Source organism: Streptomyces sp. NPDC111520 (assembly GCF_055635295.1).
In genome coordinates this window covers 345204-369815 of the sequence record NZ_JBVKBW010000002.1, presented here as the reverse complement: position 1 = coordinate 369815, position 24612 = coordinate 345204, and the positions used below count along the sequence as shown (strand labels likewise).

The 24612-nt window shown below is 73.9% G+C and carries 25 protein-coding genes and 1 riboswitch; of the genes, 13 read left to right on the top strand and 12 right to left on the bottom strand.

All coding sequences use genetic code 11. The annotated features are described in order from the left end of the window. Window positions 1-210: 210 nt before the first annotated feature. The 4 genes from ACZ7MY_RS05755 (at window position 211) to ACZ7MY_RS05740 (ending at window position 3731) form a co-directional block, all read left to right on the top strand. The gene (locus ACZ7MY_RS05755) at window positions 211-1590 is read left to right on the top strand and encodes an MFS transporter (protein ID WP_499599866.1); all 1380 of its coding nucleotides are present in this window, start codon (window positions 211-213) and stop codon (window positions 1588-1590) included. 82 nt (window positions 1591-1672) lie between these two features. Then, window positions 1673-2143, top strand: coding sequence for a hypothetical protein (locus ACZ7MY_RS05750; RefSeq protein WP_499599865.1), 471 nt, complete (start codon window positions 1673-1675; stop codon window positions 2141-2143). Window positions 2144-2172: 29 nt separating this feature from the next. Further along, a complete protein-coding gene (locus tag ACZ7MY_RS05745) occupies window positions 2173-2874 on the top strand; it encodes a futalosine hydrolase (protein ID WP_499599864.1) in 702 nt (233 codons plus the stop codon). After that, on the top strand, window positions 2871-3731 hold the full coding sequence (locus tag ACZ7MY_RS05740) for a 1,4-dihydroxy-6-naphtoate synthase (RefSeq protein ID WP_499599862.1): 861 nt from the start codon (window positions 2871-2873) through the stop codon (window positions 3729-3731). Before ACZ7MY_RS05745 ends, ACZ7MY_RS05740 begins: the two co-directional genes overlap by 4 nt. Window positions 3732-3763: 32 nt before the next feature. On the opposite strand, the gene ACZ7MY_RS05735 is transcribed toward ACZ7MY_RS05740, so the two are convergent. Continuing rightward, window positions 3764-4147 (bottom strand): cold-shock protein, encoded by a 384-nt coding sequence (locus ACZ7MY_RS05735; protein WP_018560023.1) that lies wholly within the window; start codon window positions 4145-4147, stop codon window positions 3764-3766. Between the two features lie 185 nt (window positions 4148-4332). On the opposite strand from ACZ7MY_RS05735, the gene ACZ7MY_RS05730 reads away from it, so the two are divergent. Further along, complete coding sequence (locus ACZ7MY_RS05730; protein ID WP_499599859.1) at window positions 4333-4578, top strand: hypothetical protein; 246 nt, start codon at window positions 4333-4335, stop codon at window positions 4576-4578. On the opposite strand, the gene ACZ7MY_RS05725 is transcribed toward ACZ7MY_RS05730, so the two are convergent. Next, window positions 4548-5192, bottom strand: a complete 645-nt coding sequence (locus ACZ7MY_RS05725) for an HAD family hydrolase (protein ID WP_499599857.1) — start codon at window positions 5190-5192, stop codon at window positions 4548-4550. The two genes, ACZ7MY_RS05730 and ACZ7MY_RS05725, sit on opposite strands and share 31 nt — an antisense overlap. A gap of 10 nt (window positions 5193-5202) precedes the next feature. Further along, entirely contained in the window at window positions 5203-6069 is an 867-nt protein-coding gene (locus ACZ7MY_RS05720) for an HAAS signaling domain-containing protein (protein WP_499599855.1), read from the bottom strand. Window positions 6070-6966: 897 nt separating this feature from the next. On the opposite strand from ACZ7MY_RS05720, the gene ACZ7MY_RS05715 reads away from it, so the two are divergent. Together ACZ7MY_RS05715 and ACZ7MY_RS05710 are read left to right on the top strand one after the other, a co-directional pair. Continuing rightward, window positions 6967-9384: a helicase-associated domain-containing protein gene (locus ACZ7MY_RS05715; protein WP_499599853.1), complete on the top strand. Its 2418-nt coding sequence runs from the start codon at window positions 6967-6969 to the stop codon at window positions 9382-9384. A 140-nt stretch (window positions 9385-9524) separates the two neighbouring features. Continuing rightward, window positions 9525-11156, top strand: a complete 1632-nt coding sequence (locus ACZ7MY_RS05710) for a DNA repair helicase XPB (RefSeq protein WP_499599851.1) — start codon at window positions 9525-9527, stop codon at window positions 11154-11156. 25 nt (window positions 11157-11181) lie between these two features. Here ACZ7MY_RS05710 and ACZ7MY_RS05705 read toward each other — a convergent pair whose 3' ends face one another. After that, window positions 11182-11355 carry a hypothetical protein gene (locus tag ACZ7MY_RS05705; RefSeq protein WP_499599849.1) on the bottom strand — a complete coding sequence of 58 codons (174 nt, stop codon included), beginning with the start codon at window positions 11353-11355 and terminating at the stop codon, window positions 11182-11184. A 261-nt stretch (window positions 11356-11616) separates the two neighbouring features. On the opposite strand from ACZ7MY_RS05705, the gene ACZ7MY_RS05700 reads away from it, so the two are divergent. Both ACZ7MY_RS05700 and ACZ7MY_RS05695 read left to right on the top strand, forming a co-directional pair. Continuing rightward, window positions 11617-13689, top strand: coding sequence for a HelD family protein (locus ACZ7MY_RS05700; protein ID WP_499599847.1), 2073 nt, complete (start codon window positions 11617-11619; stop codon window positions 13687-13689). 5 nt (window positions 13690-13694) lie between these two features. Continuing rightward, window positions 13695-13880, top strand: coding sequence for a type II toxin-antitoxin system VapB family antitoxin (locus tag ACZ7MY_RS05695; protein ID WP_499599846.1), 186 nt, complete (start codon window positions 13695-13697; stop codon window positions 13878-13880). A gap of 328 nt (window positions 13881-14208) precedes the next feature. Here the strand turns inward: ACZ7MY_RS05695 and murQ are convergent, their stop codons facing one another. Further along, the gene (gene murQ / locus ACZ7MY_RS05690; protein WP_499599844.1) at window positions 14209-15144 is read right to left on the bottom strand and encodes an N-acetylmuramic acid 6-phosphate etherase; all 936 of its coding nucleotides are present in this window, start codon (window positions 15142-15144) and stop codon (window positions 14209-14211) included. Then, a complete protein-coding gene (locus ACZ7MY_RS05685) occupies window positions 15141-16037 on the bottom strand; it encodes a MurR/RpiR family transcriptional regulator (RefSeq protein WP_499600273.1) in 897 nt (298 codons plus the stop codon). The genes murQ and ACZ7MY_RS05685 overlap by 4 nt, the downstream gene beginning before the upstream one ends. A gap of 83 nt (window positions 16038-16120) precedes the next feature. Between ACZ7MY_RS05685 and ACZ7MY_RS05680 the strand changes: the two genes are divergently transcribed. Both ACZ7MY_RS05680 and ACZ7MY_RS05675 read left to right on the top strand, forming a co-directional pair. Then, window positions 16121-16507: a DUF8819 family protein gene (locus ACZ7MY_RS05680; protein ID WP_499599842.1), complete on the top strand. Its 387-nt coding sequence runs from the start codon at window positions 16121-16123 to the stop codon at window positions 16505-16507. 1 nt (window position 16508) lies between these two features. After that, window positions 16509-16781: a DUF4031 domain-containing protein gene (locus ACZ7MY_RS05675; protein ID WP_499599841.1), complete on the top strand. Its 273-nt coding sequence runs from the start codon at window positions 16509-16511 to the stop codon at window positions 16779-16781. Window positions 16782-16805: 24 nt separating this feature from the next. On the opposite strand, the gene ACZ7MY_RS05670 is transcribed toward ACZ7MY_RS05675, so the two are convergent. Together ACZ7MY_RS05670 and ACZ7MY_RS05665 are read right to left on the bottom strand one after the other, a co-directional pair. After that, window positions 16806-17417, bottom strand: a complete 612-nt coding sequence (locus ACZ7MY_RS05670) for a maleylpyruvate isomerase family mycothiol-dependent enzyme (protein WP_499599840.1) — start codon at window positions 17415-17417, stop codon at window positions 16806-16808. Between the two features lie 108 nt (window positions 17418-17525). After that, window positions 17526-18212, bottom strand: a complete 687-nt coding sequence (locus ACZ7MY_RS05665; protein ID WP_499599838.1) for an HD domain-containing protein — start codon at window positions 18210-18212, stop codon at window positions 17526-17528. Window positions 18213-18263: 51 nt separating this feature from the next. Between ACZ7MY_RS05665 and ACZ7MY_RS05660 the strand changes: the two genes are divergently transcribed. Then, entirely contained in the window at window positions 18264-18965 is a 702-nt protein-coding gene (locus ACZ7MY_RS05660) for a copper homeostasis protein CutC (protein WP_499599836.1), read from the top strand. Between the two features lie 113 nt (window positions 18966-19078). Here the strand turns inward: ACZ7MY_RS05660 and groL are convergent, their stop codons facing one another. From groL to thrC, 4 genes are all read right to left on the bottom strand, one after another. Beyond that, window positions 19079-20701: a chaperonin GroEL gene (gene groL, locus ACZ7MY_RS05655; protein ID WP_089222503.1), complete on the bottom strand. Its 1623-nt coding sequence runs from the start codon at window positions 20699-20701 to the stop codon at window positions 19079-19081. 360 nt (window positions 20702-21061) lie between these two features. Beyond that, a complete protein-coding gene (locus ACZ7MY_RS05650) occupies window positions 21062-21268 on the bottom strand; it encodes a cold-shock protein (protein ID WP_005486335.1) in 207 nt (68 codons plus the stop codon). A gap of 423 nt (window positions 21269-21691) precedes the next feature. Further along, a complete protein-coding gene (locus tag ACZ7MY_RS05645; RefSeq protein ID WP_499599834.1) occupies window positions 21692-21970 on the bottom strand; it encodes a MoaD/ThiS family protein in 279 nt (92 codons plus the stop codon). A 44-nt stretch (window positions 21971-22014) separates the two neighbouring features. Beyond that, window positions 22015-23301 (bottom strand): threonine synthase, encoded by a 1287-nt coding sequence (thrC, locus tag ACZ7MY_RS05640; RefSeq protein WP_499599832.1) that lies wholly within the window; start codon window positions 23299-23301, stop codon window positions 22015-22017. Between the two features lie 18 nt (window positions 23302-23319). After that, window positions 23320-23447: riboswitch (SAM riboswitch) on the bottom strand. Between the two features lie 157 nt (window positions 23448-23604). On the opposite strand from thrC, the gene ACZ7MY_RS05635 reads away from it, so the two are divergent. Beyond that, the gene (locus ACZ7MY_RS05635; RefSeq protein WP_499599830.1) at window positions 23605-24576 is read left to right on the top strand and encodes a glucosyl-3-phosphoglycerate synthase; all 972 of its coding nucleotides are present in this window, start codon (window positions 23605-23607) and stop codon (window positions 24574-24576) included. Window positions 24577-24612 lie beyond the last annotated feature (36 nt).

The following is a 24612-nucleotide window of genomic DNA, read 5'->3' as shown; positions in this document are numbered from 1 at the left end:
GCACTCACAAGAATCGATTCTCTCCTACGCCGTCTTACGCGTGCGCCGCCGAGGGTCGGGCGGGGCGGTGGCGGAGCGGACCGGAGGACCGCTTCAAACGCTGCCTGCCCGTACGTCCACGGGCGCACCTGATGACTCCATTCTGCGCGATCGCACGCTATCGGTGCGCGCCCCGTTCGGAAAGCCGCCCGGTAGGGCAGACTGGCGAGCGTGGCACGCACAGTGACGTCCGGCCCCGGACGGGTTCGCAGGGCGGGGAACGCCGTCGCGCGCGCCACGCAGCGTACGTCGTCCGCCGTGGTGCGCCGCTTCAGGCGGCACACGCATTCGGGCGGGGCGGGCGAGTCGGGCCTGGCGAAGCTGATCGAGCTGCACGCCGTGAACTCGGCCGGCGACATGCTGATCACCGTGGCGCTCGCCAGCACGATCTTCTTCTCCGTGCCGACCGGCGAGGCGCGCGGCCGGGTGGCGCTCTACCTGCTGGTCACGATGGCCCCGTTCGCGCTGCTGGCCCCGGTGGTCGGTCCGCTGCTGGACCGGATCCCGCACGGGCGGCGCGCCGCGATGGCGATGTCGATGCTGGCCCGGGCGATCCTGGCCTGGACGATGGCCGGGGTGGTGGCGACCGCCGGACTGGAGCTGTACCCGGCCGCCTTGGGCGTGCTCGTGGCGTCGAAGGCGTACGGGGTGGTGCGCAGCGCGGTGGTGCCGCGGCTGCTGCCGGTGCGCACGACGCTGGTGAAGGCGAACTCCCGGGTGAGTCTGACCGGCCTGCTGGCCACGGCGCTGGCGGCGCCGATCGGCGGGCTGCTGCATCTGATCGGGCCGGGCGTGCCGCTGTACGGGGCGTTCGTCGTGTTCGTCTGCGGGACGCTGCTGTCCTTCTCCCTCCCGCACAAGGTGGACTCCGCCAAGGGCGAGGCGCGCGCCGAGCTGAGCGCGGGCGAGGACGTCGAGCCGCACCGCCTGGGCCGGCAGTGGCGGGAGAAGCGGCCGGGGCTGCGGAGCGTCGGCGGCCCGGTGCTGCACGCCCTGCAGGCCAATGCCGCGCTGCGGGCGCTGTCGGGGTTCCTGACGCTCTTCCTCGCGTTCCTGCTGCGCGAGCATCCGCTGGGCGGCCTGTCGGGGCCCGTGTCGCTGGGCCTGGTCGCGGTGGCGGCGGGCGCCGGCAACGCCTTCGGCACCGCGCTCGGCTCCTGGCTGCGCGCCCGCGGACCGGAGCGGATCATCATCAGCGCGCTGGCCGCCGCCCTGGCGGCGACGTGCCTGGCGGCCGCCTGGTACGGGGTGCTGACCATCGCCGTCGTCGCGGCCGCGGCGGGCATCGCGCAGGCGCTGGGCAAGCTCTCGCTGGACGCCCTGATCCAGCGTGACGTGCCGGAGGAGGTGCGCACCTCGGCGTTCGCCCGCTCGGAGACCGCACTCCAGCTGGCGTGGGTCATCGGCGGCGCCATCGGCATCGTGCTGCCCCTCCACGGCACGCTCGGGATGGCGGTGGCGGCGGCCCTGGTGGCGCTCGGCGTCGTGTTCTCGGTCCGCGGTCTGGCCACCGGCGCCCGGGGAAGGGCGACGCGTCCGCGCACGGTGTGAGCACGGGAGGCCCACGGGAGGCCGGGGACACGAGCGGGCCCCCCGCGTAGCGGGAGCGCGACCGCCCGGTAGCCTCACCTTCATGAGCAATCGCCGCCGTGCCGCCGCCCTCGGTGCCGTGTCCCTCGGGCTGATCGCCCTCTCCGCCTGCGAGAAGCCGACCCCCCTGGCGACCGTCACCGTCGGCGACAGGACCGTGACCACCGAGGCCACCAGCAAGTGCTACCTCGACGGGAAGAAGCTGACGGAGCAGGCCTTCCTGGCCTGCCTGCAGGGCAAGCCCGAGAAGACCATCACGGTCCGGCCCGGTGACAAGGTGCGCATCGGCGTCGACCCCGCGATCGCCGAGAAGGGCTGGGTCGTGGCCGCCGGTACCTCCGGCAAGTCGGGGCTGCTGAAGGACACCACCTACCGCTCCTTCGACGCGGAGACGCTGCTCGCCGACGCGCAGTCGGGTGCCTCGGCCAGCGAGGTCACCCTCAACATCATCGAGACCGGCAGCGCCCAGGACTACCTCGGCGTCTGGCAGTTCAAGCTGAAGACGGCGGGCTGAACCGCCAGCCGGGTCCGCCGGTCGAGGACATGACGCCCCGCCTGCTCGTCGTCACCGCCGTCCCGGCGGAGCGCGACGCGGTCGTGCGCGGTCTCGGCGGCGCGGCCGCCGAACGGCCCGTACCGGGTGGCCGCCTCCTGCTGCGCACCGCGCTGGCGGACGTGCTGGCCGCGGGCGTCGGGCCGGCGGCCGCCGCGGCCGGCACGGCGGCGGCGCTGACCGCGGCCGAGTACACGCTGGTCGTCTCGGCCGGGATCGCCGGCGGTTTCCAGCCCGGCGCACCGGTGGGCTCGGCGGTCGTCGCCGACGCGGTCGTCGCCGCCGACCTGGGCGCGGAGGGCCCGGAGGGCTTCCTCCCGGTCGCCGAGCTGGGTTTCGGCACCTCCGAGCACCGTCCGCCCGGGCCGCTGTCACGCCGGGTCGCCGAGGTGCTCGGCGCGGCGTACGGGCCGGTCCTGACGGTGTCGACGGTCACGGGCACGGCGGCACGCGCCACCGAGCTGACGCACCGTCATCCGGGTGTCCTGGCCGAGGCCATGGAGGGCTTCGGCGTCGCGGAGGCGGCCGCGGCGCACGGGCTGCCCGTCCTGGAACTCCGTACGGTGTCCAACCCCGTGGGCCCGCGCGACCGCGCGGCCTGGCGGATCGGGGAGGCGCTCGACGCGCTCGCCGACGCCTTCGCCCTGCTCGGGAAGCAACCGGCCGTACTCGACGTTGGAGATCGGACATGAGCCAACAGCGCGCGCTGCGGATCGCCTACTCCCCGTGTCCCAACGACACCTTCGTCTTCCACGCCTGGGCGCACGGCCGGGTCCCGGGCGCGCCGCCGATCGACGTGACGTTCGCGGACATCGACATCACCAACGGCATGGCCGAGCGCGGCGAGTTCGACGTCCTGAAGGTCTCCTACGCGGTGCTGCCCTACGTGCTCGACGAGTACGCGCTGCTGCCCTGCGGCGGCGCGCTGGGCCGCGGCTGCGGCCCGCTCGTGCTGACCAGGGACGAGGGCACGGGCACGGGCGCCGACCTGAGCGGGCGCACGGTGGCGGTGCCGAGCGAGCGCTCGACGGCGTACCTGCTCTTCCGGCTGTGGGCGGCCGCCGAAGTGCCGGGCGGCGTCGGCGAGATCGTCGTCCTGCCGTTCCACGAGATCATGCCCGCGGTGCGGGACGGCCGGGTCGACGCCGGCCTCGTGATCCACGAGGCGCGCTTCACCTACCAGGACTACGGACTGCACAAGCTCGCGGACATGGGCGAGCACTGGGAGCGGACGACCACCCTGCCCATCCCGCTCGGCGCGATCATCGCCAAGCGTTCCCTGGGCGAGGAGCGGCTGCGGGAACTGGCGGACGCGGCCCGCACCTCCGTCCTCATGGCCTGGGACGAGCCCGAGGCCTCGCGCGACTACGTCATGGAGCACGCGCAGGAGATGGACCCGAAGGTGGCGGACCAGCACATCGGGCTGTACGTCAACGAGTTCACGTCGGCGCTGGGCGAGGAGGGCTACGCGGCGGTCCGCGGGCTGCTCACCCGGGCCGCGGCCGAGGGGCTGGTGCCGCCCCTCGGCCCGCACGCGCTCGAGTGGTGAGCCCGGGCCCGGACGAGGTCAACGGGACGGGGTCAGACGTCCAGCTGGTCGGCGACGACACGCAGGACGGAGGCGATCTTGTGGCCGTGGGCCTTGTCCGGGTAACGGCCGCGCTGCAGCGAGCGGGCGACGTCCTCCAGTAGTGTGGTGAGGTCCTGCACGATGGGCAGCAGTTCGTCGGGCTTGCGCCGCTGCGCGGCCGCCACGGACGGCGCCGGATCCAGCAGGGTCACCGAGAGGGCCTGGTCGCCGCGTTGCCCGGCGACCACCCCGAACTCGACTCGCTGCCCCGGCTTCAGCGTGGCCACGCCGTCCGGCAGGACGGAGGAGTGGACGAAGACGTCGCCGCCGTCGTCGCGGGAGAGGAAGCCGAAGCCCTTCTCGCTGTTGAACCACTTGACCTTGCCGGTAGGCACGTCCGACCTCGTCCTCGCTGTAGACAGAAAAAAGCTCTTGGATAGCAAGACAGCGGGTCCTTGGCAGACCCGCCGCCCATAAGGCTAATGGCCCGGGGGCGTGTGACAAGACTTCGTGGTCCTACGGCTCCGGCCCGCATCCGGTCGGTGCGCTGCGACTTCCCCGGGCGATCTACCCTGGTCCGGTGACCAACGAAACCCGGAAACCGGGCGATCTCCTCGTGCGCGCCGGCGCCGCCGTCTTCGTCGTCGGCGCACTCGGCACTCTCGCCACCGTGGCCCCGCTCTTCCTCGGGTCCGACCCGCTGCCGACCGCCGCCTACCTGGTGTCGATGCTCATGGGCGTCGGCTTCGGGCTGGCCCTGGCCGGGCTGCTGCGCTCCGCGCGGGCGCAGAGCCGTCAGGCGACGGCGTCCGGATCCGGGGCGTAGGAGGCGAACCAGGCGGGGAACTCCGTCAGGTCGGCGAGCACCACGTCGGCGCCCGCGGCGCGCAGTTCCTCCGCGGTGACGGGACCCGTGGCCACCGCCACGGACAGCGCGCCGGCCGTACGGGCCCCGACGACGTCCCCCACGTGGTCGCCGACGTAGACCGCCGCCCCGTACTCGGTCAGCGCCTCCGCCTTCGCCTCGGCCCACAGCCAGCCGCGCACCTCGTCGACCTCGATGCCCAGGTGCGCGAGGTGCAGCTTGGCGTTCGGCTCGTGCTTGGCCGTGACCACGACGGCCCGGCCGCCCGCGGCGTGGACGGCGGCGACGGCCTCGCGCGCCCCGGGCATGGCCGGGGTCGGGGCGACGGCGTACTCGGGGTACAGCGCCCGGTAGCGGTCGGCGGCCGCGGGGATGTCCGCCGCGGGGAACCAGTGCTCCAGCTCCCAGTCGAGCGGCGGCCCGAGACGGGTGACCGCGAGCGCGGCGTCGATGTGGACGCCGGTCTCCTCGGTGAGGCGCTCGTACGTGGCCCTGATGCCGGGCCGTGAGTCGATCAGGGTCATGTCGAGGTCGAAACCGACCGTTATCGGGGACGGCGGCAGGGAAGCGGGCATGGCAGCCACTCTAACGAGGCGGCCGGCGGGCCCTGCTCCCCCGCCAGAGCAGGAAGGCGGCGGAGGCGACCGCCGCGATCCGCACGACCGTGGGCAGCGCGTCGGCGATCGCGGAGTCCAGGCCCCCCTCGGGGATCGGCTCGCCCCACCGTCCGGCGAAGCGGCCCCATATCCAGGTGAGCGCGGCCGCCGCCGTCAGCCCCGGCAGGCCCAGCGCGGCGAAGCGGGACGCGCGGCGCGACAGGCGGCGTGAGCCGTACGCCACGGCCCAGCCGGCGAGGAGCGCGATCCAGGAGCCCAGGACGGCCCCGGCGAGCAGCAGCAGCGCGGCGGCGGTCTCCAGCACGCCGGCCCGCCACCGCCACCGCCTGCGGCGCTCGGCCGGGACCGGGACTGCCTCCGGTTCGGTCTTCGGCCCGGGTCCGGACGCGGGCCCGGCCCCGGGTTCCTCCTGACCGCCGTCGCGGGCCGCTTCCGGGTCCTCCTCGGGATCGATGGGGATGATCAGGCCGCCGGTCATGCCGGGCAGCCCCTCCACTTCGTCCCCGGGTGCGGGCCTCCGCGACGGGGACCGCGTGGGCTGCGTGCGCTGCTCGGGCAGCCGCCACCACTCCGGCTCCGCCGGTGCGGGTTCCTGTGGGATGCGGGGCGCGGGCACCGCGGCGGCCTCCTGCACGACGGTGTCGGGCGCGCCGAGGCGGCCCAGGATCCGCCGCACCACGGCGGGGTTGTCGCTGCCGTGCCGCTCCCGGTCTATGTCCTTGCGCAGCTGTGCCACGAGGTCCCGCCGGCGGTCCGCCGGCAGGGCCGTCTGCGCCAGGTCCCCCACCTTGCTGAGGTAGTCCAGAACCAGCCGGTCGCTCTCCTCCGCACCCATGCCCCGACGCTACCGCCCCCCGGCCCGACCCCGGGCACGGTTGCGTCCCGCCCCCGCCCCGGACGCCGCTGCGCGGTACGCCACGGCAGGTCATCGCCGACGCCCGCACCCCCACGGACGGGCACGGGCACGGTCGCATGCCGACCCCCACCGGAAGCCGCAGGCCGCGCCGCCCCACGGCAGGAGTCCGCAACGCCTCTACCGCCCACAGCCCGTCTCGGCCCACCCCCGGCCAGCCATGGGCGCGGTTACGCGCCGACCCCCCCACCGGAGACCGGGAGCGGCCACACGGAGGTGACCCCGCCACCATGTAGCCGTGCCACCCCACGACAAGGGCGCCGCACCCCCGCCTCCCCGTGCACCGGCACGGTCGGGTGCCGCTCACCGGAAGCCCGAGGCGGCCCGGAGCAGCGCGCCGCCACCACGTACCCCCGCCGGAAGCCGCGGGCCGCGCCGGCCCACGGCACGAGGGCGCAACGCCCCTACCGCCCACTGCCCGTCGCGCTCACCCCGGGCCAGCCATGGGCACCGTTACACGCCAACCCGCCGGAGACCGAGAGCGGCCCGCACGAAGGCGGCCCCGCCACGTCTCGCCGACCCCCACACCCCGCACCCCCGCTCACCCGTCGACGCCGTCACCCTCCGGGCCGTGCGTGGGACGGTGCGTACCGGCCCGCCCGCCGGAGGCCGGAGGCGTCCCCATCGCGGGGCGCCGGCCCAAGGGGCCGCCCCCAATGCGCCCACCGCCCACCGGTACCGGTACGCCCGCCACCCCGCGCACCGGCACGGTCGCGCGCCGACCCCCCACCGGAAGCCCCGGCGCAGCCGGTGAGGCTTGGGGAAAACCGGGGACGACGCCCACGTGGCTCGGGGGCGGGCAGGGCTAGTGTGGGGGAGATGAGCACTGACGGCCCTGCGGCGGCGCCGCGCACGCTCGCGGAGGACCTGCGCGCCCGCGGCGACGACGCGTTGACCGCACTGCTCCGGGCGCGCCCGGACCTGCTGAACCCGGTCCCGAACGACCTCTCGCAGCTGGCGACCCGCGCCGGCACGCGTGCCTCCGTCGTCCGCGCCCTCGAACGCCTGGACCGGTTCACGCTGCAGACCGCCGAGGCGCTGGCCGTCGCGGCGGACGGCGCCCCCTACGACGCGCTCGCCGCGCTGATGGGCCCGGAGGCGGCGGAGGCGCTGCCCGGCGCCGTGGAGAGGCTGCGGGCGCAGGCACTGCTGTGGGGCGGGGACGAGCGGCTGCGCCTGGTGCGCACCGCGCGCGACATCCTGGCCCCGGCGGCGGGGAGCCCGTCGCCGACCGGTCTCGGGCCGTCGGTGGCGGAGGCGACGTCCGGCATGTCGCCGACGCGGTTGCAGCAGATCCTCACCACGGCCGGGCTGCCGCCGACGCACGACCCGGTGAGCGCGGTGGGGGCGCTGACGGCGCTCTTCGCGGACCGCTCGCGGATGGCGGCGCTGCTCGGCGGGGCGCCCCCCGAGGCCGTGGCGGTGCTGCGCCGGCTGACGTGGGGCCCGCCGTACGGGGAGGTGGCCGACGTGTCGGTGCCGCCGCCCCCGGTGGCCTGGCTGCTGGAGCGGGGGCTGCTGCTGCCGGCCGGGGCGCGCAACGTCGTGCTCCCCCGCGAGGTGGCCCTGCACCTGCGCGACGGCAGGGCGCACCAGGTTCCCGAGCCGGTCGCACCGGACGTGGCGCCGAAGGAACACGATCCACAGGCTGTGGACAACACCGCCGCGGGCCAGGCCTTCACGGCGGTCCGGACGGTCGAGGAACTGCTGAAGCAGTGGGAGACCGGCGGCCCGCCGATGCTGCGCGCCGGCGGGCTGAGCGTGCGGGACCTGAAGCGGGTGGCCACGGCGCTGGACGTGGCGGAGCCGCCGGCCGCGTTCTGGCTGGAGCTGGCCTACGCCGCGGGCCTGGTCGCCTCGGACGGGGAGGTGGACGAGGCGTACGCGCCGACCCCCGCGGCCGACGTGTGGCTGGCCATGCCCGCCGAGGACCGGTGGGCGGCCCTGGTCACGGCGTGGCTGGCCGCCACCCGTGTGCCCGGTGTCGTCGGCACGCGGGACGCGAAGGGCCGTGCGCTGGCCGCGCTCGGCCCCGACCTGGACCGTTCGCTCGCCCCCGAGGTGCGCCGGCGGACGCTGGAGCTGCTGGCCGCGCTCCCCGAGGGCGCGTCGGCGGACCAGGACGCGCTGCTGGCCCGGCTGCGCTGGGAGCGCCCGCTGCGGGGCGGTGCCGCGATGGACCCGCTCCGCGCCGACCTGGTCCGCTGGACGGTGTCGGAGGCGGAGTTGCTGGGGATCACCGGCCGCGGCGCGCTGTCGGCGCACGGCCGTGCGCTGCTGCGGCGTTCCGGGGACGTCGCGGCGGCGCTGCTCGGGCCGCTGCTGCCGGAGCCACTGGACCATGTGCTGCTCCAGGCGGATCTGACCGCGGTCGCGCCGGGCCCGCTGCAACCGCACCTGGCCGAGACGCTGCACGTGCTGGCGGACGTGGAGTCCAAGGGCGGCGCGACGGTCTTCCGCTTCACCCAGGGGTCGGTGCGCCGGGCGCTGGACGCCGGACGTACCGCCGCCGACCTGCACGCCTTCCTGGCCGCGCACTCGCGCACCCCTGTGCCGCAGCCGCTGAGCTACCTCGTGGACGACGTCGCCCGGCGGCACGGCCGGCTGCGCGTGGGAGCTGCCTCGGCGTACGTGCGCTGCGACGACGACGCCCTGCTGAGCGAGTTGCTGGTCGACCGCCGGGCGGCCGGCCTAGGGCTGCGCAGGCTGGCGCCGACGGTGCTGGCGGCGCAGAGCGACCCGGCGACGCTGCTGGAGCGGCTGCGCGCGCTGGGCCACGCACCGGCCGCCGAGTCCGCCGAGGGCGATGTGCTGATCACCCGCGCGGACGCCCGGCGCACGCCGCCGCGCAGCGCGCCGGTGCCCGTGGTGGACGGTCCGCCGACCCCGGACGGCACCCTGCTCGGGGCGGCCGTGAAGGCGATCCGGGCGGGTGACCGCGCCTCGACCGCGGTGCGCCGGGAGTCCGCGGACCGCCCGGGCGCGGGCGCCGACGGCCGCCTGCCGCGTACGGCGGCGGCCGAGACGCTGGCGACGATGCAGGCGGCGGTGCTGACCGGCGAGTCGGTGTGGATCGGCTACGTCAACGCGGAGGGCGCGGCGAGCCAGCGCGTGATCGGCCCGATGCGGGTGGAGGGCGGCTTCGTCACCGCGTACGACCACACCGCGGACGAGGTCCGCACCTTCGCGCTGCACCGGATAACGGGTGTCGCCGAGCTCGCCGACGACCTGGCCTGACCGGCCGCCCGGGCGCCCGGCGGGCGGGCCCGCGGTATCGATCGCGGGGACCGGGGCGTTTCCACAGCGGGATGGGGGACCATGGATAGTTCAGCCCGGCCCCTCTCCCGGTCCCGGCCCGCCCATTCGCGGAGGTTTGCGTGTCCTGCCTGATCGTCCAGAGCGACAAGACCCTGCTCCTGGAGGTCGACCACGAGCTCGCCGACGAGTGCCGGCGAGCCATCGCCCCCTTCGCGGAACTGGAGCGGGCGCCCGAGCACATCCACACCTACCGGATCACGCCGCTGGGGCTGTGGAACGCCCGCGCCGCCGGGCACGACGCGGAGCAGGTCGTGGACGCGCTCGTGCAGTACTCCCGCTACCCGGTGCCGCACGCGCTGCTGGTGGACGTGGCCGAGACGATGGCCCGCTACGGCCGGCTGACGCTGAGCAAGCACCCGGCGCACGGCCTGGTGCTGACCACCACGGACCGTCCGGTGCTGGAGGAGATCCTCCGCTCGAAGAAGGTCGCGCCGCTGGTGGGCGCGCGGCTCGACCCCGACACGGTGGTCGTCCACCCCTCCGAACGCGGCCAGATCAAGCAGGTGCTGCTGAAGCTGGGCTGGCCGGCCGAGGACCTCGCCGGGTACGTGGACGGCGAGGCGCACCCGATCGAGCTGGACCAGGACGGCTGGAAGCTGCGCCCCTACCAGGAGCAGGCGGTGGACGGCTTCTGGCACGGCGGCTCCGGCGTGGTCGTGCTGCCCTGCGGCGCCGGCAAGACGCTGGTGGGCGCGGGCGCGATGGCGCAGGCGAAGGCGACGACGCTGATCCTCGTGACGAATACGGTCTCGGCCCGGCAGTGGAAGCACGAGCTGGTGAAGCGGACCTCGCTGACCGAGGACGAGATCGGCGAGTACAGCGGCACCCGCAAGGAGATCCGCCCGGTCACCATCGCCACCTACCAGGTGCTGACGACCAAGCGGAAGGGCGTCTACCCGCACCTGGAGCTCTTCGACTCCCGTGACTGGGGTCTGATCGTCTACGACGAGGTGCACCTGCTGCCGGCGCCGGTCTTCAAGTTCACCGCGGATCTGCAGGCCCGCCGCCGGCTCGGACTGACGGCGACGCTGGTGCGCGAGGACGGCCGTGAGTCGGACGTCTTCTCGCTGATCGGGCCCAAGCGCTTCGACGCCCCGTGGAAGGAGATCGAGGCGCAGGGCTACATCGCGCCCGCCGACTGCGTGGAGGTGCGGGTCAACCTGAGCGACTCCGAGCGGCTGGCGTACGCGACCGCCGAGCCGGAGGAGAAGTACCGCTACTGCGCGACGACGGAGACCAAGCGCAAGGTCACCGAGGCGCTGGTGGCCAAGCACCGCGGGCAGCAGACCCTGGTGATCGGCCAGTACATCGACCAGCTCGACGAGCTGGGCGAGCACCTGGCCGCGCCGGTGATCAAGGGCGAGACGACGAACGCACAGCGCGAGAAGCTCTTCGACGCGTTCCGCCGGGGCGAGATCTCGGTGCTCGTGGTCTCGAAGGTGGCCAACTTCTCGATCGACCTGCCGGAGGCGACGGTCGCCATCCAGGTGTCGGGCACCTTCGGCTCCCGCCAGGAGGAGGCGCAGCGCCTCGGCCGGGTGCTGCGGCCGAAGGCCGACGGCCACGAGGCCCGCTTCTACTCCGTGGTCGCCCGCGACACCATCGACCAGGACTTCGCCGCGCACCGGCAGCGCTTCCTGGCCGAGCAGGGTTACGCGTACCGCATCGTCGACGCGGACGAGCTGCTGTAGCGGCCGCGGCCGCGGGGCCGCCGCGTCAGTCGCGCGCGGCGGCGCCGTCCTGGCCCAGCACCACCACGCGGAAGGCCGTGGCGACGAAGACCCGGAAGGCGCGCAGGGCGTCCCCCACGGGGTGGACCGGATGCCGGTGCGCGCCGTCCTCGGCGATGGCGGTGCTGCCGCGGACGCGGGAGACCACTGGTCGTGCCATGCCCCCAATGTACGCATCCGTGACGCTTTGGGCAGAGGTCCGGGCCACGGGCGGGTGGAATAACGGTTAGCGCCGCCCGTCGGCGAAGCGTAAGATCCTGCGTCTTGCCGCCCGCCCCCGAGGGGGACGGTGCCACCGGCCGGACGGAAACCGGTCGGCCCGAGTCGTGATCCGTATCAGGACAGCGCCCCGCCCCGCGCCCCCGTGCGCGCCGGTCAGGGGCCGGCTGAGCCATGCCCTACGTGCCGCCGGAGGCAACCCGTGCCAGGGGAACAGTCCCTCACCGCCGACAATCCGCTCGACCGCGAACGCTCCCACCTCGCCGAGTCCCGTTCCGCCCTGCGCGCGATGCGCGCCGACGTCGAGGCCCTCGACATCCGGGACGTGACCGCCAACTGGGTGAACGCGGAAGTGCTGCAGTCCGAGATCGACGCCCGCATCAAGGCGCTCGCCGATCTCGCGCACACCCCGCTCTTCTTCGGCCGCCTCGACTACGAGGAGGGCGAGGCCTTCGGCGGGGAGGAGGTGGGACACCGCTTCTACATCGGCCGCCGCCACGTCCACGACGCGGACGGCGACCCCATGGTCATCGACTGGCGCGCGCCGGTCTCCCAGCCCTTCTACCGGGCCTCCCGCACCGACCCGCAGGACGTCGCGCTGCGCCGCCGCTTCGGCTACACCGGCGGGGAACTGACCGCGTACGAGGACGAGCACCTCACCGACCCGGCCGAGGCGCAGACCTCCAGCAAGCTGCTCCAGCAGGAGATCGAGCGGCCGCGCGTCGGCCCGATGCGGGACATCGTCGCCACCATCCAGCCCGAGCAGGACGAGATCGTCCGTGCCGGGGTCGGCGGCACGGTCTGCGTGCAGGGGGCGCCCGGCACCGGGAAGACCGCCGTCGGCCTGCACCGGGTGGCGTACCTGCTCTACGCGCACCGCGAACGGCTGGCCCGCGCGGGCACCCTCGTCATCGGCCCCAACGCGTCCTTCCTGCACTACATCGAGCAGGTGCTGCCCGCCCTGGGCGAGCTGAGCGTCAAGCAGGCCACGGTCGACGACCTGGTCGCCCACGTCCCGGTCAGGGGCACCGACTCGGCGGCCGCCGCCGGCGTCAAGGGCGACGCGCGCATGGCCGAGGTGCTGCGGCGCGCGGTCCGCTCCGGCATCACGATGCCCACCGAGCCGGTGGTCGTGGTGCGCGGCTCACGCCGCTGGCGCATCCCGGCCTACGAACTGGAGGAGCTGGTCCGCGAGCTCCAGGAGCGCGACATCCGCTACGGCGCCGCCCGCGAGGCACTGCCGCAGCGGATCGCGCACGCCGTGCTGGTCCGGATGGAGGCGGCCGGCGAGGCCCCCGACGACCGGGTGCAGGACGCGGTGGCGCGCAACGCGGCCGTCAAGGCCGTCGTCAAGGAGCTGTGGCCGCCGGTGGACCCGGCGAAGACGGTGCTGCGGCTGCTGTCCGACCCGGAGTTCCTGGCCGCGTGCGCGGAGGGCTTGCTGACCGCGGAGGAGCAGAAGGAGATCCTCTGGGAGAAGCCCGCCCGCTCGGTGGCCTCCGCGAAGTGGTCGGCCGCCGACGCGGTGCTGGTCGACGAGGCCAACGACCTGGTGCACCGCACGGCCTCGCTCGGCCACGTCGTGCTGGACGAGGCCCAGGACCTCTCCCCCATGCAGTACCGGGCGGTGGGCCGCCGCTGCTCCACCGGCTCCGCGACGGTGCTGGGCGACCTCGCCCAGGGCACCACCCCGTGGGCGACCGGGACGTGGGAGGAGGCGCTCACGCACCTCGGCAAGCCCGGTTCGCGGATCGAGGAGCTGACCCAGGGCTTCCGCGTCCCGCTGGAGGTCATCGCCTACGCGTCCCGGCTGCTGCCGGAGATCGCCCCCGGGCTCAAGGAGGCGACCTCCGTCCGGGAGAACCCGGGCGCCTTCTCGGTGACCGGGGTCCCGGCGGCGGAGCTGACCGCGGCCGTGCTCGACGCCTGCCGGCAGGCGCTGGGCCGCGAGGGCTCGATCGGCCTGATCGCCGCCGACGCGCGCCTGCCCGAACTGGCCGGGGCACTCGCGGCTGCGGGGCTGGCGTACCTCTCCCCCGGCGAGGAGACCACCGCGGAGGTCCGCCTCACGCTGGTCCCGGCCTCCCTGGCCAAGGGCCTGGAGTACGACTACGTGGTCCTGGACGAGCCCGCCGCCGTCGTCGACGGCGAGCCCGACGAGCGCACCGGCCTGCGCCGCCTGTACGTCTCCCTCACCCGCGCGGTCTCGGGCCTCGCCGTCCTCCACGCGGCCCCCCTGCCGGAGGCGCTCCGGCCGGCCCCTGGCGCACGGTGACCGACGTGGACGGCGCGCTGCCCCCTCCGGCCGCGGACGCACGGGGCAGCGCGCCGAAACAGGCGACGGTCAACGGAGCGCCGGCGGAATCCGTGGCCACCGCCGAGCGGCGGCGGTTCATCGAAATGCTCGACGAGGGTGCCTTCGACGACCTCAGGGACGCCGAGGTAGCGGCGGACGCGTGGCGGTGACCCGGTATCCGGTCGACAAGTGCGCCTGGGCGCGCGAAGCAACCGGTGGTGAGAACGGCTCTGGGCGAGACCGCGCCCGCGCCATCGAGGTCCGGACGCTGCTCGCCGAGAGAGGGCATCACCGCGCCGCTTCGCCCGCGGATCTGCTGATCGCCACCACCGCCGAGCGGCACCGCTTCGCCGTCCTGCATGGCGACGCGGACTTCGACGCCATCGCAGGTGGCGAACCAGGCGGTCCGACGGGTCGTACCGCCCGGCTCGGCCGACTGACGGAGCGGGAGATCACGCGGAGCGCCCGGGCGGCAGCCCGGCGCGGCCCCGCGCCCGCTCAGCCGCGGGCGTCGGCGACCGCCACCAGCAACGCCGCACGCAGATGGCCGTCGGCCTCCGCCAGGAGGCGGGCGGCCGTCGGGGCGTCCACGCCGCCGAGGACGACGAGGATCGCGTCCTTGACCTCGCCGCCGGTGGCGGTGAGGGCGGCCTCGATCTCGTCGTCGGGGGCGCCGGTGGCCAGGGCCACGATCCGCCGGGACCGCGCGCGCAGCTTGTCGTTGGAGGCGCGGAGGTCGACCATCAGGTTCCCGTAGGTCTTGCCGAGCCTGATCATCGTGATCGTCGACAGCATGTTGAGGACGAGCTTCTGGGCCGTGCCGGCCTTGAGCCGGGTGGAGCCGGTCAGGAACTCCGGGCCGGTGACGACCTCGATGCCGTGGTCGGCCGCCGCGGCCAGCGGGGAGCCCGGGTTGCAGGACAGCCCGACGGTCAGGGCGCCCAGGGCGCGGGCGTGCTCCACGGCGCCGACGGCGTACGGGGTGCGGCCGGAGGCGGAGACGCCGACCACGGTGTCGTCCGGGCCGACCCCGAGCGCGTCGAGGTCGGCGGCGGCAAGCTCCCCGCTGTCCTCGGCGCCCTCGACCGCGTCCACGATCGCCGCGGGGCCGCCCGCGATGAGCCCGCTGACCCGGCCCGGCGCGGTGTTGAACGTCGGCGGGCACTCGCTGGCGTCGAGCACGCCGAGCCGCCCCGCGGTGCCCGCGCCCGCGTAGACCAGGCGGCCGCCGCGGGCCATGCGCGCGGCGATGCCGTCGACGGCGGCGGCGATGGCGGGCAGTTGCTCCGCGACGGCGGCCGGCACGGTGGCGTCCTCGGCGTTCATCAGCCGGGCGATGTCGAGCGTCGGGAGCCGGTCGACCTCGGCGAGCTCGGCGCGGAAGGCCTCGGTGGTGAGGTGGTCCAGCTCGCGCCGGAGCTCGGTGTGCGTCATCGCTGATGGTTCCTTCGCGGGCTGTGGCGGTGGGCGAGGGCCTCGTACGAGGCGGACAGGGCGGGGGCCGCGGTGTCGTACGTGTGCTGGGCGACCCCGACGAACAGGCAGTCCACCACCAGCAGCTGACTGGTGCGGCTGGCCATGGCGGCGGGGCGCAGTTCGCTCTCCCGGCCGCTGGAGGTGAGCAGCACGTGGTCGGCGTAGTGGGTGACGGTGCCGTCCGCCCGGCCGGTCACGGCGATCGTGGTGGCGCCCCGGTCGAAGGCGGCGCGCAGCGGTTCGACCACGTCGTGGGTGTGGCCGGAGTGCGTGATGGCCACGGCGACGTCGCCCTGGCGCAGCTGGACCGCGTTGGTGAGGGTGAGGTGCGGGTCGCCCAGGGCGTGCGCGACCAGGCCGATCCGCAGCAGTTTCTGCACCAGGTCCTGGGCGACCAGGCTGGACGCCCCTATCCCGTAGACGTCGATGCGGCGGGCCGCGGCCAGCGCGCCCACGGCGGCCTCCAGCTGGGCCACGTCCAGCTGGGCCGCGGTGTCGGCCAGGCAGCGCTGCTCGTCCAGCGCGAGCTTGGCGACCACGTCGGCCAGCGGGTCGTCCACCGCGATGTCGGGGGTGACGGCGGGCGGCGCCCCCGCCTCCTCACGGGCGGCCAGCGCGGCCAGCGCGAGCCGCAGGTCCCGGTATCCGGGGTAGCCCAGCAGCCGCGCGGTGCGCACCACGGTCGCCTCGCTCGTCCCGGTACGGGCCGCGAGCGCCGTCACGGTCAGCCGGGAACTGCCCGCCGGGTCGGCGGCCACGGCCTCCGCGACGCGCTGCATCGAACGGGTCATGGACGGTGCCAGGGTCCTGACCTTGGCGGCCAGCCCTCCGGCGTTGAAGGTTTCCTTCATCCTCTCGGCCACGGACGAAAGCTATTTTCAGCTCCGGACGACGTCAAGGACGCCCGCACGCCGGTTGGTCCACAATGGACGCCATGGATCCTGACGCACCCGGCTCCGCCGCCGGTCTGGAGGCGGCCCTGCACGGTGCCCGCGCGCTCGTCCTCGCCGACCTGACCGCGACCGGCGTCGCCGACGCGGACGTCGTCTCGCTGGTCGAGGAGGCCGTCTCCCAGCGCCGCTGGTGGGTGGAGCAGTGGCCCGACGGCGTCGCGTTCGTGCCGGGGCTGGTGGCCCAGGACGTCAAGGACGCGCTGCTGGAACGGATGGGCCGCTGGCCACTCTGCCCGCGCTGCGAGGACCCCCACGCCCTCGACGTCGAGCCCGAACTCGGCCCCGACCCGCACTGGGTGTGCGAATCGCTCGGCGAGGCCGTCGCCCCCCTCGGCGGTCTGTCCGCCGTGCTCGGCGGGCCGCGCTGAGGTGACCGTCTACATCGACCCGCCGAGCTGGCCGGGCCACGGCCGCATGTGGTCGCACATGGTGAGCGACAGCTCGTACGAGGAACTCCACGCCTTCGCCGACACCATCGGCGCGCCCCGCCGCGCCTTCGACGGCGACCACTACGACGTGCCGAGCGAACGCTACGACTCGGCGGTCGCCGCGGGCGCCGTCCAGGTCGGCAGCAAGGAACTGCTGCGCCACCTCACCGAGGCGGGCCTGCGCCGCCCCAAGGGCCGCCCGCAGGGCGAGTAGCCCTCGGCGCCGGCCCCGCGACGGTCACAACGACGCGCCCTCCAGCCGCCCGGCGGGCAGCCGGCGCCCGCACATCGCCAGGGCCAGGTCCTGGCCGGTGCCCCGCAGTTCGGGACCCGAACCGTACGACCAGTCCAGGTCGGTGGCCCGCAGCCGGCGGCCCTCGACGGCCACACCGAAGTGCGCGTGCCCGCCGCCCGCGGTGAGGTCGTGGAGGAGGACGCCGAGGGTCTCCGCCGGGACGCGGCGCTCCGCGCCCAGCGGCACGGTCATGTCCAGCCCGTGGATCACCACGTGGTTGAGCGCGCCGTGGGCGCCGCCGCCCGGGGGCTGCCACCGCTGCATCACCTCGGAGCGCAGGGACCCGACGAGTTCCCCGGTGGGCAGGGCGCCGTCCCGTGCGGCGACGGCGTCGGACAGCCGCGTGAAGTCGTGGGCGTGCTCGGCGAGGAGTGCCATGAACTCCTCCCGCGAGTACCGGGCGGCCATCGTCATGTGCGCCACGACCTCGCGCACCCGCCAGCCCTCGCACAGCGTGGGGTGGTCCCACCATGCCGCGGGGACCCCGTCGAGCAGGTCGGCCAGGGCCGTGAACTCCGCCGCGACGGCGGCCTGCACCTCGGTGTCGTCGGTCATCGCTGTCGTACCCCTTCGTCTCGCGCCGCGGGCAAAGGCCGCCCGCACGGACAAGGACCGCCCGCGCACGCCGGACTCATCGGTGGGCGCCGGAGTCGTCGGCCGGCGTCACGGCCGGGCGTCGTCCGCGTCGCCCGGGGCGAGCAGTTCCAGCTCGGTGGTGAGGTTGCGGCGGGCGGTGGCCTCCCAGCGCCCGTACGCCTCCGGGGTGCGGTACAGCCGGGGCAGCCGCAGGAGTTGGCGCAGGACGTCGGCGCGTCCGGCGCGGAAGGCGTCGTCGGGAACGAAGCCGTACTCCTCGCGGACGGCGGCCGCGTACTCGGCGTAGCCGGTGGGGTCTCCGGCGAGGACGGCCAGGTCGGCGTCGCAGAGGACCTCCCCGTCGCGGTCGCCCGCGGCAGGGTGGTGGGTGACGGTGAGCCGGACCAGGCGGGCGACCTCGGAGGTGATCGTGTCGGGGACCCCCGCCTCGGGCAGCGCGCGTTCGGCGAGCCGGGCGCTGCGCTCCTCGTTCTCGGAGCGGTCGGGACGGTAGACGGCGTCGTGGAACCAGGCGGCGAGGAGCACGGCGTCCGGGTCTTCGGCGTGCGCGGCCAGGGCCTCGACGTGGTCGAGGACGGCGACCAGGTGGGTGGTGGTGTGGTAGCGGCGGTGCGGCTCGGCCCAGCGGGCGATCAGGTCCTTGCCGTACGGCACCGGGTCGACGGACTCCGTCTGGCAGCGGCGCAGCAGGTCGCACCAGCGGGCGAGGAGGGCGGAGCCGGTTTCGGGTGCGGTGTCAGCCATGGAGGTCATTGTGGTGTACGGGGGTCGCGGGCACGCGGGGGCATGTGACACCCTGGAGATATGTCTAGACCAATTTTCGAAGTGATCGCGCTCGACGCCGACGACGCCCTCGCGGCCCGCACGGGCGGCGCGGACCGCCTCGAACTGGTCACCGACATGGCGGCGGACGGCCTGACGCCCTCCCGGGAGACCTTCGCCGCCGTCCGGGCCGCGGTGGACATCCCGGTCCGGGTGATGCTGCGGGCCCGCGCCGACTTCGGCGTGGGCGGCACCCGCGAAGCGGACGCGCTCTGCGTGGCCGCGGCGGCGCTGCGCGGCGAGGGCGCCGAGGAGTTCGTGCTCGGTTTCCTCGACGGCTCGGGCGCGCCGGACATGGCCGCCGTGCGCCTGCTGGTCGACGCGATCGGCTCCGGTGCCCGCTGGACGTTCCACCGCGCCATCGACCACTCCGCCGACCGGGAGGCCGTGCGCTCGGCGGTGCACGGGCTGCCCGGGCTGGACACCTTCCTCACCGCGGGCTCCGCGCGCGGTGTCGACGACGGGCTCGGCCATCTGCTGGCGGAGGCGGGACGTCCCGGCGAGCCGCAGCTGATGGTGGGCGGCGGACTGCGGGCCGAGCACCTGCCGCGGCTGCTCGCGGCCGGCATCGACGCCTTCCACGTCGGGGGCGCGGTACGCCCCGGCGGCTGGACCGGACCGGTCGACGCGGAGGCGGTGCGGGCCTGGCGCGACCTGCTGGACGCACCGGTCGCCGTCCCCTGACCCGACCTGACCCGACCTGACGGGGCGGCGCCCGGAAACGCCCGAGGGCGGTACCCCGTGTGGGGTACCGCCCTCGGTCTTCTGCCGTGGTGCGGAGTCCTGGTCCCGGAGGATCAGAAGTCCATGTCACCGCCGGGCATGCCGCCGCCGGCCGGCGCGGCGGCCTTCTCCGGCTTGTCGGCGATGACGGCCTCGGTGGTGAGGAAGAGCGCGGCGATGGAGGCCGCGTTCTGCAGCGCGGAGCGCGTGACCTTGGCCGGGTCGATGATGCCCTCACCGATCAGGTCGACGTACTCGCCCGTGGCGGCGTTGAGGCCGTGGCCGGGGGTCAGGTTGCGCACCTTCTCCACCACGACACCGCCCTCGAGGCCGGCGTTGACGGCGATCTGCTTCAGCGGGGCCTCGAGGGCCAGCTTCACGATCGACGCACCGGTGGCCTCGTCGCCGTCGAGCTCGAGCTTCTCGAAGACGTTGGACGCCTGGAGCAGGGCCACGCCACCACCGGCGACGATGCCCTCCTCGACGGCGGCCTTGGCGTTGCGCACCGCGTCCTCGATGCGGTGCTTGCGCTCCTTGAGCTCGACCTCGGTGGCGGCACCGGCCTTGATGACGGCCACGCCGCCGGCCAGCTTCGCCAGACGCTCCTGGAGCTTCTCGCGGTCGTAGTCCGAGTCGCTGTTCTCGATCTCGGCACGGATCTGGTTGACGCGGCCCTGGATCTGGTCCTGGTCGCCGGCGCCGTCCACGATCGTGGTCTCGTCCTTGGTGACGACGACCTTGCGGGCGTGGCCGAGCAGGTCCACGCCGGCGTTCTCCAGCTTGAGGCCGACCTCCTCGGAGATGACGGTGCCACCGGTGAGGATGGCGATGTCACCGAGCATGGCCTTGCGGCGGTCGCCGAAGCCCGGGGCCTTGACCGCGACGGACTTGAAGGTGCCGCGGATCTTGTTGACGACCAGGGTCGACAGCGCCTCGCCGTCGACGTCCTCGGCGATGATCAGCAGCGGCTTGCCGGACTGCATGACCTTCTCCAGCAGCGGGAGCAGGTCCTTGACCGCGGAGATCTTGGAGTTGACGATCAGGATGTACGGGTCGTCGAAGGACGTCTCCATACGCTCCAGGTCGGTGGCGAAGTACGCCGAGATGTAGCCCTTGTCGAAGCGCATGCCCTCGGTGAGTTCCAGCTCCAGACCGAAGGTCTGGGACTCCTCGACGGTGATGACGCCTTCCTTGCCGACCTTGTCCATCGCCTCGGCGATGAGCTCGCCGATCTGCGGGTCGGCGGCGGAGATGGAGGCGGTGGAGGCGATCTGCTCCTTGGTCTCCACGTCCTTCGCCTGCTCGAGCAGGGCGGCGGAGACGGCCTCGACGGCCTTCTCGATGCCACGCTTCAGCGCCATCGGGTTGGCGCCGGCGGCGACGTTGCGCAGGCCCTCGCGGACCAGCGCCTGGGCGAGGACGGTCGCGGTCGTCGTGCCGTCACCGGCGACGTCGTCCGTCTTCTTCGCGACCTCCTTGACCAGCTCCGCGCCGATCTTCTCGTACGGGTCCTCGAGCTCGATCTCCTTGGCGATGGACACACCATCGTTGGTGATCGTGGGGGCGCCCCACTTCTTCTCGAGGACGACGTTGCGGCCCTTGGGGCCGAGGGTGACCTTGACGGCGTCGGCGAGCTGGTTCATCCCGCGCTCGAGACCGCGCCGTGCCTCCTCGTCGAACGCGATGATCTTGGCCATGTGAAGTGGTCCTCCCGGACTTGGGGTCCCCCCGCGGCGCACGGCTGCGGGGAAGGATTACTCCAGGACCGCGCCGGCGCCCGCGACGGACGGCCTGCCCTCCCGCCGGTTCCTTTCCGGCGTTCGAGCGGGCCTCACCCACTCGGTCCTTTGTCACTCTCAACGTCAGAGTGCTAACGCCAATGATTAGCACTCGCCCTAGGAGAGTGCAAGCCGCTTGGCCGGTGCCGTGGACAACCCGCAGGTCCCGGTCCGCGGGCCCCCGGACAGCACGAAGGCCCGCCCCTGTGCGGGGCGGGCCTCGACGCGTACGTTTGAGCGGCCGTACGCGAAAGTGCTCCGTGGCCGATGCGCGGCGCGTCAGCCGGCTGCGAGACGGACCATGTCCGCCTGCGGCCCCTTCTGGCCCTGCGAGATCTCGAACTCGACCCGCTGACCTTCCTCGAGGGTGCGGTAGCCGTCCATCTGGATCGCGCTGTAGTGCACGAAGACGTCCGCACCACCGTCGACCGCGATGAAGCCGTAGCCCTTCTCCGCGTTGAACCACTTGACGGTGCCCTGAGCCATTCCTAACTCCCCTATTGCTGGCCCTTCGCAGACCCGCACCTCGCGGACCCGGGTCAGACCTCACCCCCTACAGCCAAGGGGGCGTGCGCCGGAACGCGTCGACCGCGGCTGAATGTATCTGCCCGGACGCTGTCTGCAACAGGTCAATCGGACGAGAATTCCGGGCACACGGAATCGGAAGAAGAGCCTGTTCGGCGAATAATCCGGGGCAACTCGGACCGGACATAGGGGGCCAACACGACAAACGCCACGTGAATTTGGCGATAAATCGTCGACAAGACCGCCCCGGGAAGGGGGGTTGCGCAGAGCGTTGCAGGGAGTTGCGACCTGCTCAGGGCAACTGTACAGGCCTTCAACTACCCCTCACGCACACAGGGGTGCCGGGAGGTACCCGGCACCCCTGTCGCCCGCGGGCCGTGCGGCTCAGCAGCCTCCGGCCACCGCCGGGATGATCGAGACGGACGCGCCCTCGCCCACCGAGGTCTGCAGCCCCTCGGAGAAACGGACGTCGTCGTCGTTCACGTAGACGTTCACGAAACGGCGCAGCTTGCCCGTGTCGTCCAGGACCCGCGCGGAGATGCCGGGGTGGTTCCGCTCCAGCGAGTCGATGACCTGGGCCAGGGTGCCGCCCTCGGCCGGGACCTCGGCCAGGCCGCCGGTGTAGGTGCGGAGGATGGTGGGGATGCGGACGGTAGCGCTCATGATGCGGGGTTCACCTTCAGTCTGGGTCAGCCGGTGCGGTGGGGTCAGCCGGCCAGGCCGGCGGCGCGGAACGCGTCGAGGCTCGGGCGGATGGTGGCCGTGGGACGGGAGGTCGGGGCGACGGCGTCCAGCGTCTTGAGGCCGTCGCCGGTGTTGAGGACGACGGTCTCCCCGGCCGGGTCGAGCTGCCCGGTCTCGATGAGCTTGCGCAGCACGCCGACGGTCACGCCGCCGGCCGTCTCGGCGAAGATGCCCTCGGTCCGGGCGAGCAGCTTGATGGCGTCGACGATCTGCTCGTCGGTGACGTCCTCCACCGCGCCGCCGGTGCGCCGGGCGATGTCCAGCACATAGGGGCCGTCCGCCGGGTTGCCGATGGCGAGCGACTTGGCGATGGTGTTCGGCTTCTGCGGGCGCACGACGTCCTGCCCGGCCTTGTAGGCGGTGGACACCGGGGAGCACCCCTCCGCCTGGGCGCCGTAGATGCGGTACGGCTTGTCCTCGACCAGGCCGAGCTTGATCAGCTCCTGGAGCCCCTTGTCGATCTTCGTCAGCTGGGAGCCCGAGGCGATCGGGATGACGATGTTGTCCGGCAGGCGCCAGCCCAGCTGCTCGCAGATCTCGTACGCGAGCGTCTTGGAGCCCTCGCCGTAGTAGGGGCGCAGGTTGACGTTGACGAAGCCCCAGCCCTCGCCGATCGGGTCGCCGATCAGCTCGCTGCAGAAGCGGTTGACGTCGTCGTACGTGCCCTCGATGCCGACCAGCTCGCCGCCGTAGACCGCGGCCATGACGACCTTGCCCTCCTCCAGGTCGTGCGGGATGAACACGCAGGAGCGGAAGCCGGCCCGGGCGGCCGCGGCGCCCACGGCGCCGGCCAGGTTGCCGGTGGAGGAGCAGGACAGCGTGGTGAGGCCGAAGGTGCGGGCGGCCTCCAGGGCGATGGCGACGACCCGGTCCTTGAAGGAGTGCGTCGGGTTGCCGGAGTCGTCCTTGACGTACAGGCCGCCGGTGACGCCCAGTTCGCGGGCGAGGTTGTCGGCCTTGACCAGCTTGGTGAAGCCCGGGTTGAGGTTGGGCTTGGCGGCCACGTCCGCGGGGACGGGCAGCAGCGGCGCGTAGCGCCAGATGTTGTTCGGCCCGGACTCGATCCGCTTGCGGAGGGTCTCGGGGTCGCCGCTCGGGAGGTCGTACGCCACTTCGAGCGGCCCGAAACAGACCTCGCAGGCGAAGAGGGGGGCCAGCGGGAAGCGCTCGCCGCACTCGCGGCAGGAGAGCGCGGACGCGGGGCCGAAGGCGGAGTCGGTGGACGCGGGTGCAACGGTCTGCGCAGCCATGTCAGGCGAGGCCCTTTCTCCTCATCTTCCTCGCGGCGCATTTCGCCGCGAGACGGAATTGGCACCTTCCCCACCTGGACCTCGCGGTCGGCGGGAGGGTTGCCGGGGCTTCAACGGGCCGTTCCCTCTGCCCCTCTGGATGAGCGGTATGGCGCCGGGCGCAGGGCCCGGGCATTTGTCGGACGGGGCGCGATCACCGTGGACATACGATGGTCATGCCTCGTGTTCAAGACTGTAACCGACGACCTCGAACCTGGTCATAGGCCGTCCGTCCTTCGAGACGGGCAGAAACGGAGCGATCCAGTGCTCGACGAGGTGGCCCGCTGGCTGCGGCGGCGGTCCTGGACGGCGGACCACAGGCCACTGCCGCAACTGCTCGCCGCCAAGCGCGCGGCCGGTGCGCGCGGCACGGTCAGCGTCGTGCTGCCCGCCCTCGACGAGGAGGCCACGGTCGGGGCGATCGTCGGGACGATCCGCCGCGAGCTGATGAGCGAGGCGGTCCCGCTGGTCGACGAACTCGTCGTGCTGGACTCCGGTTCCACCGACCGCACGGCCGAGGTCGCGGCCGCCGCGGGCGCGGTCGTCGTCCACCGGGACGAGGTGCTCCCCCGGCTGCCCGCGCTGCCCGGCAAGGGCGAGGTGCTGTGGCGCTCGCTGCTCGTGACGCGCGGGGAGATCGTCTGCTTCGTCGACTCCGACCTGCGGGAGTTCGACGCACGCTTCGTGTCGGGGATCGTCGGGCCGCTGCTCACGGACCCGGACCTGCAGCTGGTCAAGGCGATGTACGACCGGCCGCTGGAGACCGGGGGCACGGTCCTGCCGGCCGGCGGGGGCCGGGTGACGGAGCTGGTCGCGCGGCCGCTGCTCAACCTGCACTGGCCGCAGCTGGCGGGGTTCGTCCAGCCCCTCGGCGGCGAGTACGCGGCGCGGCGCTCGCTGCTGGAGCGGCTGCCGTTCCCCGTGGGGTACGGGGTGGAGCTGGGGCTGCTGGTGGACGCGCTCAACACGGTCGGGCTCGACGCGCTCGCCCAGGTCGACGTGGGCGTCCGGCACCACCGCCACCAGGACGGCCAGGCGCTGGGCCGCATGGCGGCGGCGATCTACCGGACCGCGCAGATCCGGCTGGCGCGCGGCCATCTCGTGCGGCCCGTCCTCACCCAGTTCGACCGGGCGCCGGGCGGCGGTTTCGAGCCGCGCGTCCACGAGGTCGCGACGGAGGAACGCCCCCCGATGCGCACGGTCCCCGAGTACGCCCACCGCCGCGCCGTGGCGTAGGTCCCCGGCCCGGGGGCCCCGGCGGGAGGCCGGAAA

Coding starts and splice junctions, on each gene's coding strand:
- ACZ7MY_RS05750 (WP_499599865.1), top strand. CDS start 1,673: ATGAGCAATCGCCGCCGTGCCGCCGCCCTCGGTGCCGTGTCCCTCGGG.
- ACZ7MY_RS05745 (WP_499599864.1), top strand. CDS start 2,173: ATGACGCCCCGCCTGCTCGTCGTCACCGCCGTCCCGGCGGAGCGCGAC.
- ACZ7MY_RS05740 (WP_499599862.1), top strand. CDS start 2,871: ATGAGCCAACAGCGCGCGCTGCGGATCGCCTACTCCCCGTGTCCCAAC.
- ACZ7MY_RS05725 (WP_499599857.1), bottom strand. CDS start 5,192: ATGCCCGCTTCCCTGCCGCCGTCCCCGATAACGGTCGGTTTCGACCTC.
- ACZ7MY_RS05720 (WP_499599855.1), bottom strand. CDS start 6,069: ATGGGTGCGGAGGAGAGCGACCGGCTGGTTCTGGACTACCTCAGCAAG.
- ACZ7MY_RS05715 (WP_499599853.1), top strand. CDS start 6,967: ATGAGCACTGACGGCCCTGCGGCGGCGCCGCGCACGCTCGCGGAGGAC.
- ACZ7MY_RS05705 (WP_499599849.1), bottom strand. CDS start 11,355: ATGGCACGACCAGTGGTCTCCCGCGTCCGCGGCAGCACCGCCATCGCC.
- murQ (WP_499599844.1), bottom strand. CDS start 15,144: ATGACGCACACCGAGCTCCGGCGCGAGCTGGACCACCTCACCACCGAG.
- ACZ7MY_RS05685 (WP_499600273.1), bottom strand. CDS start 16,037: ATGAAGGAAACCTTCAACGCCGGAGGGCTGGCCGCCAAGGTCAGGACC.
- ACZ7MY_RS05680 (WP_499599842.1), top strand. CDS start 16,121: ATGGATCCTGACGCACCCGGCTCCGCCGCCGGTCTGGAGGCGGCCCTG.
- ACZ7MY_RS05670 (WP_499599840.1), bottom strand. CDS start 17,417: ATGACCGACGACACCGAGGTGCAGGCCGCCGTCGCGGCGGAGTTCACG.
- ACZ7MY_RS05665 (WP_499599838.1), bottom strand. CDS start 18,212: ATGACCTCCATGGCTGACACCGCACCCGAAACCGGCTCCGCCCTCCTC.
- ACZ7MY_RS05660 (WP_499599836.1), top strand. CDS start 18,264: ATGTCTAGACCAATTTTCGAAGTGATCGCGCTCGACGCCGACGACGCC.
- groL (WP_089222503.1), bottom strand. CDS start 20,701: ATGGCCAAGATCATCGCGTTCGACGAGGAGGCACGGCGCGGTCTCGAG.
- ACZ7MY_RS05650 (WP_005486335.1), bottom strand. CDS start 21,268: ATGGCTCAGGGCACCGTCAAGTGGTTCAACGCGGAGAAGGGCTACGGC.
- ACZ7MY_RS05645 (WP_499599834.1), bottom strand. CDS start 21,970: ATGAGCGCTACCGTCCGCATCCCCACCATCCTCCGCACCTACACCGGC.
- thrC (WP_499599832.1), bottom strand. CDS start 23,301: ATGGCTGCGCAGACCGTTGCACCCGCGTCCACCGACTCCGCCTTCGGC.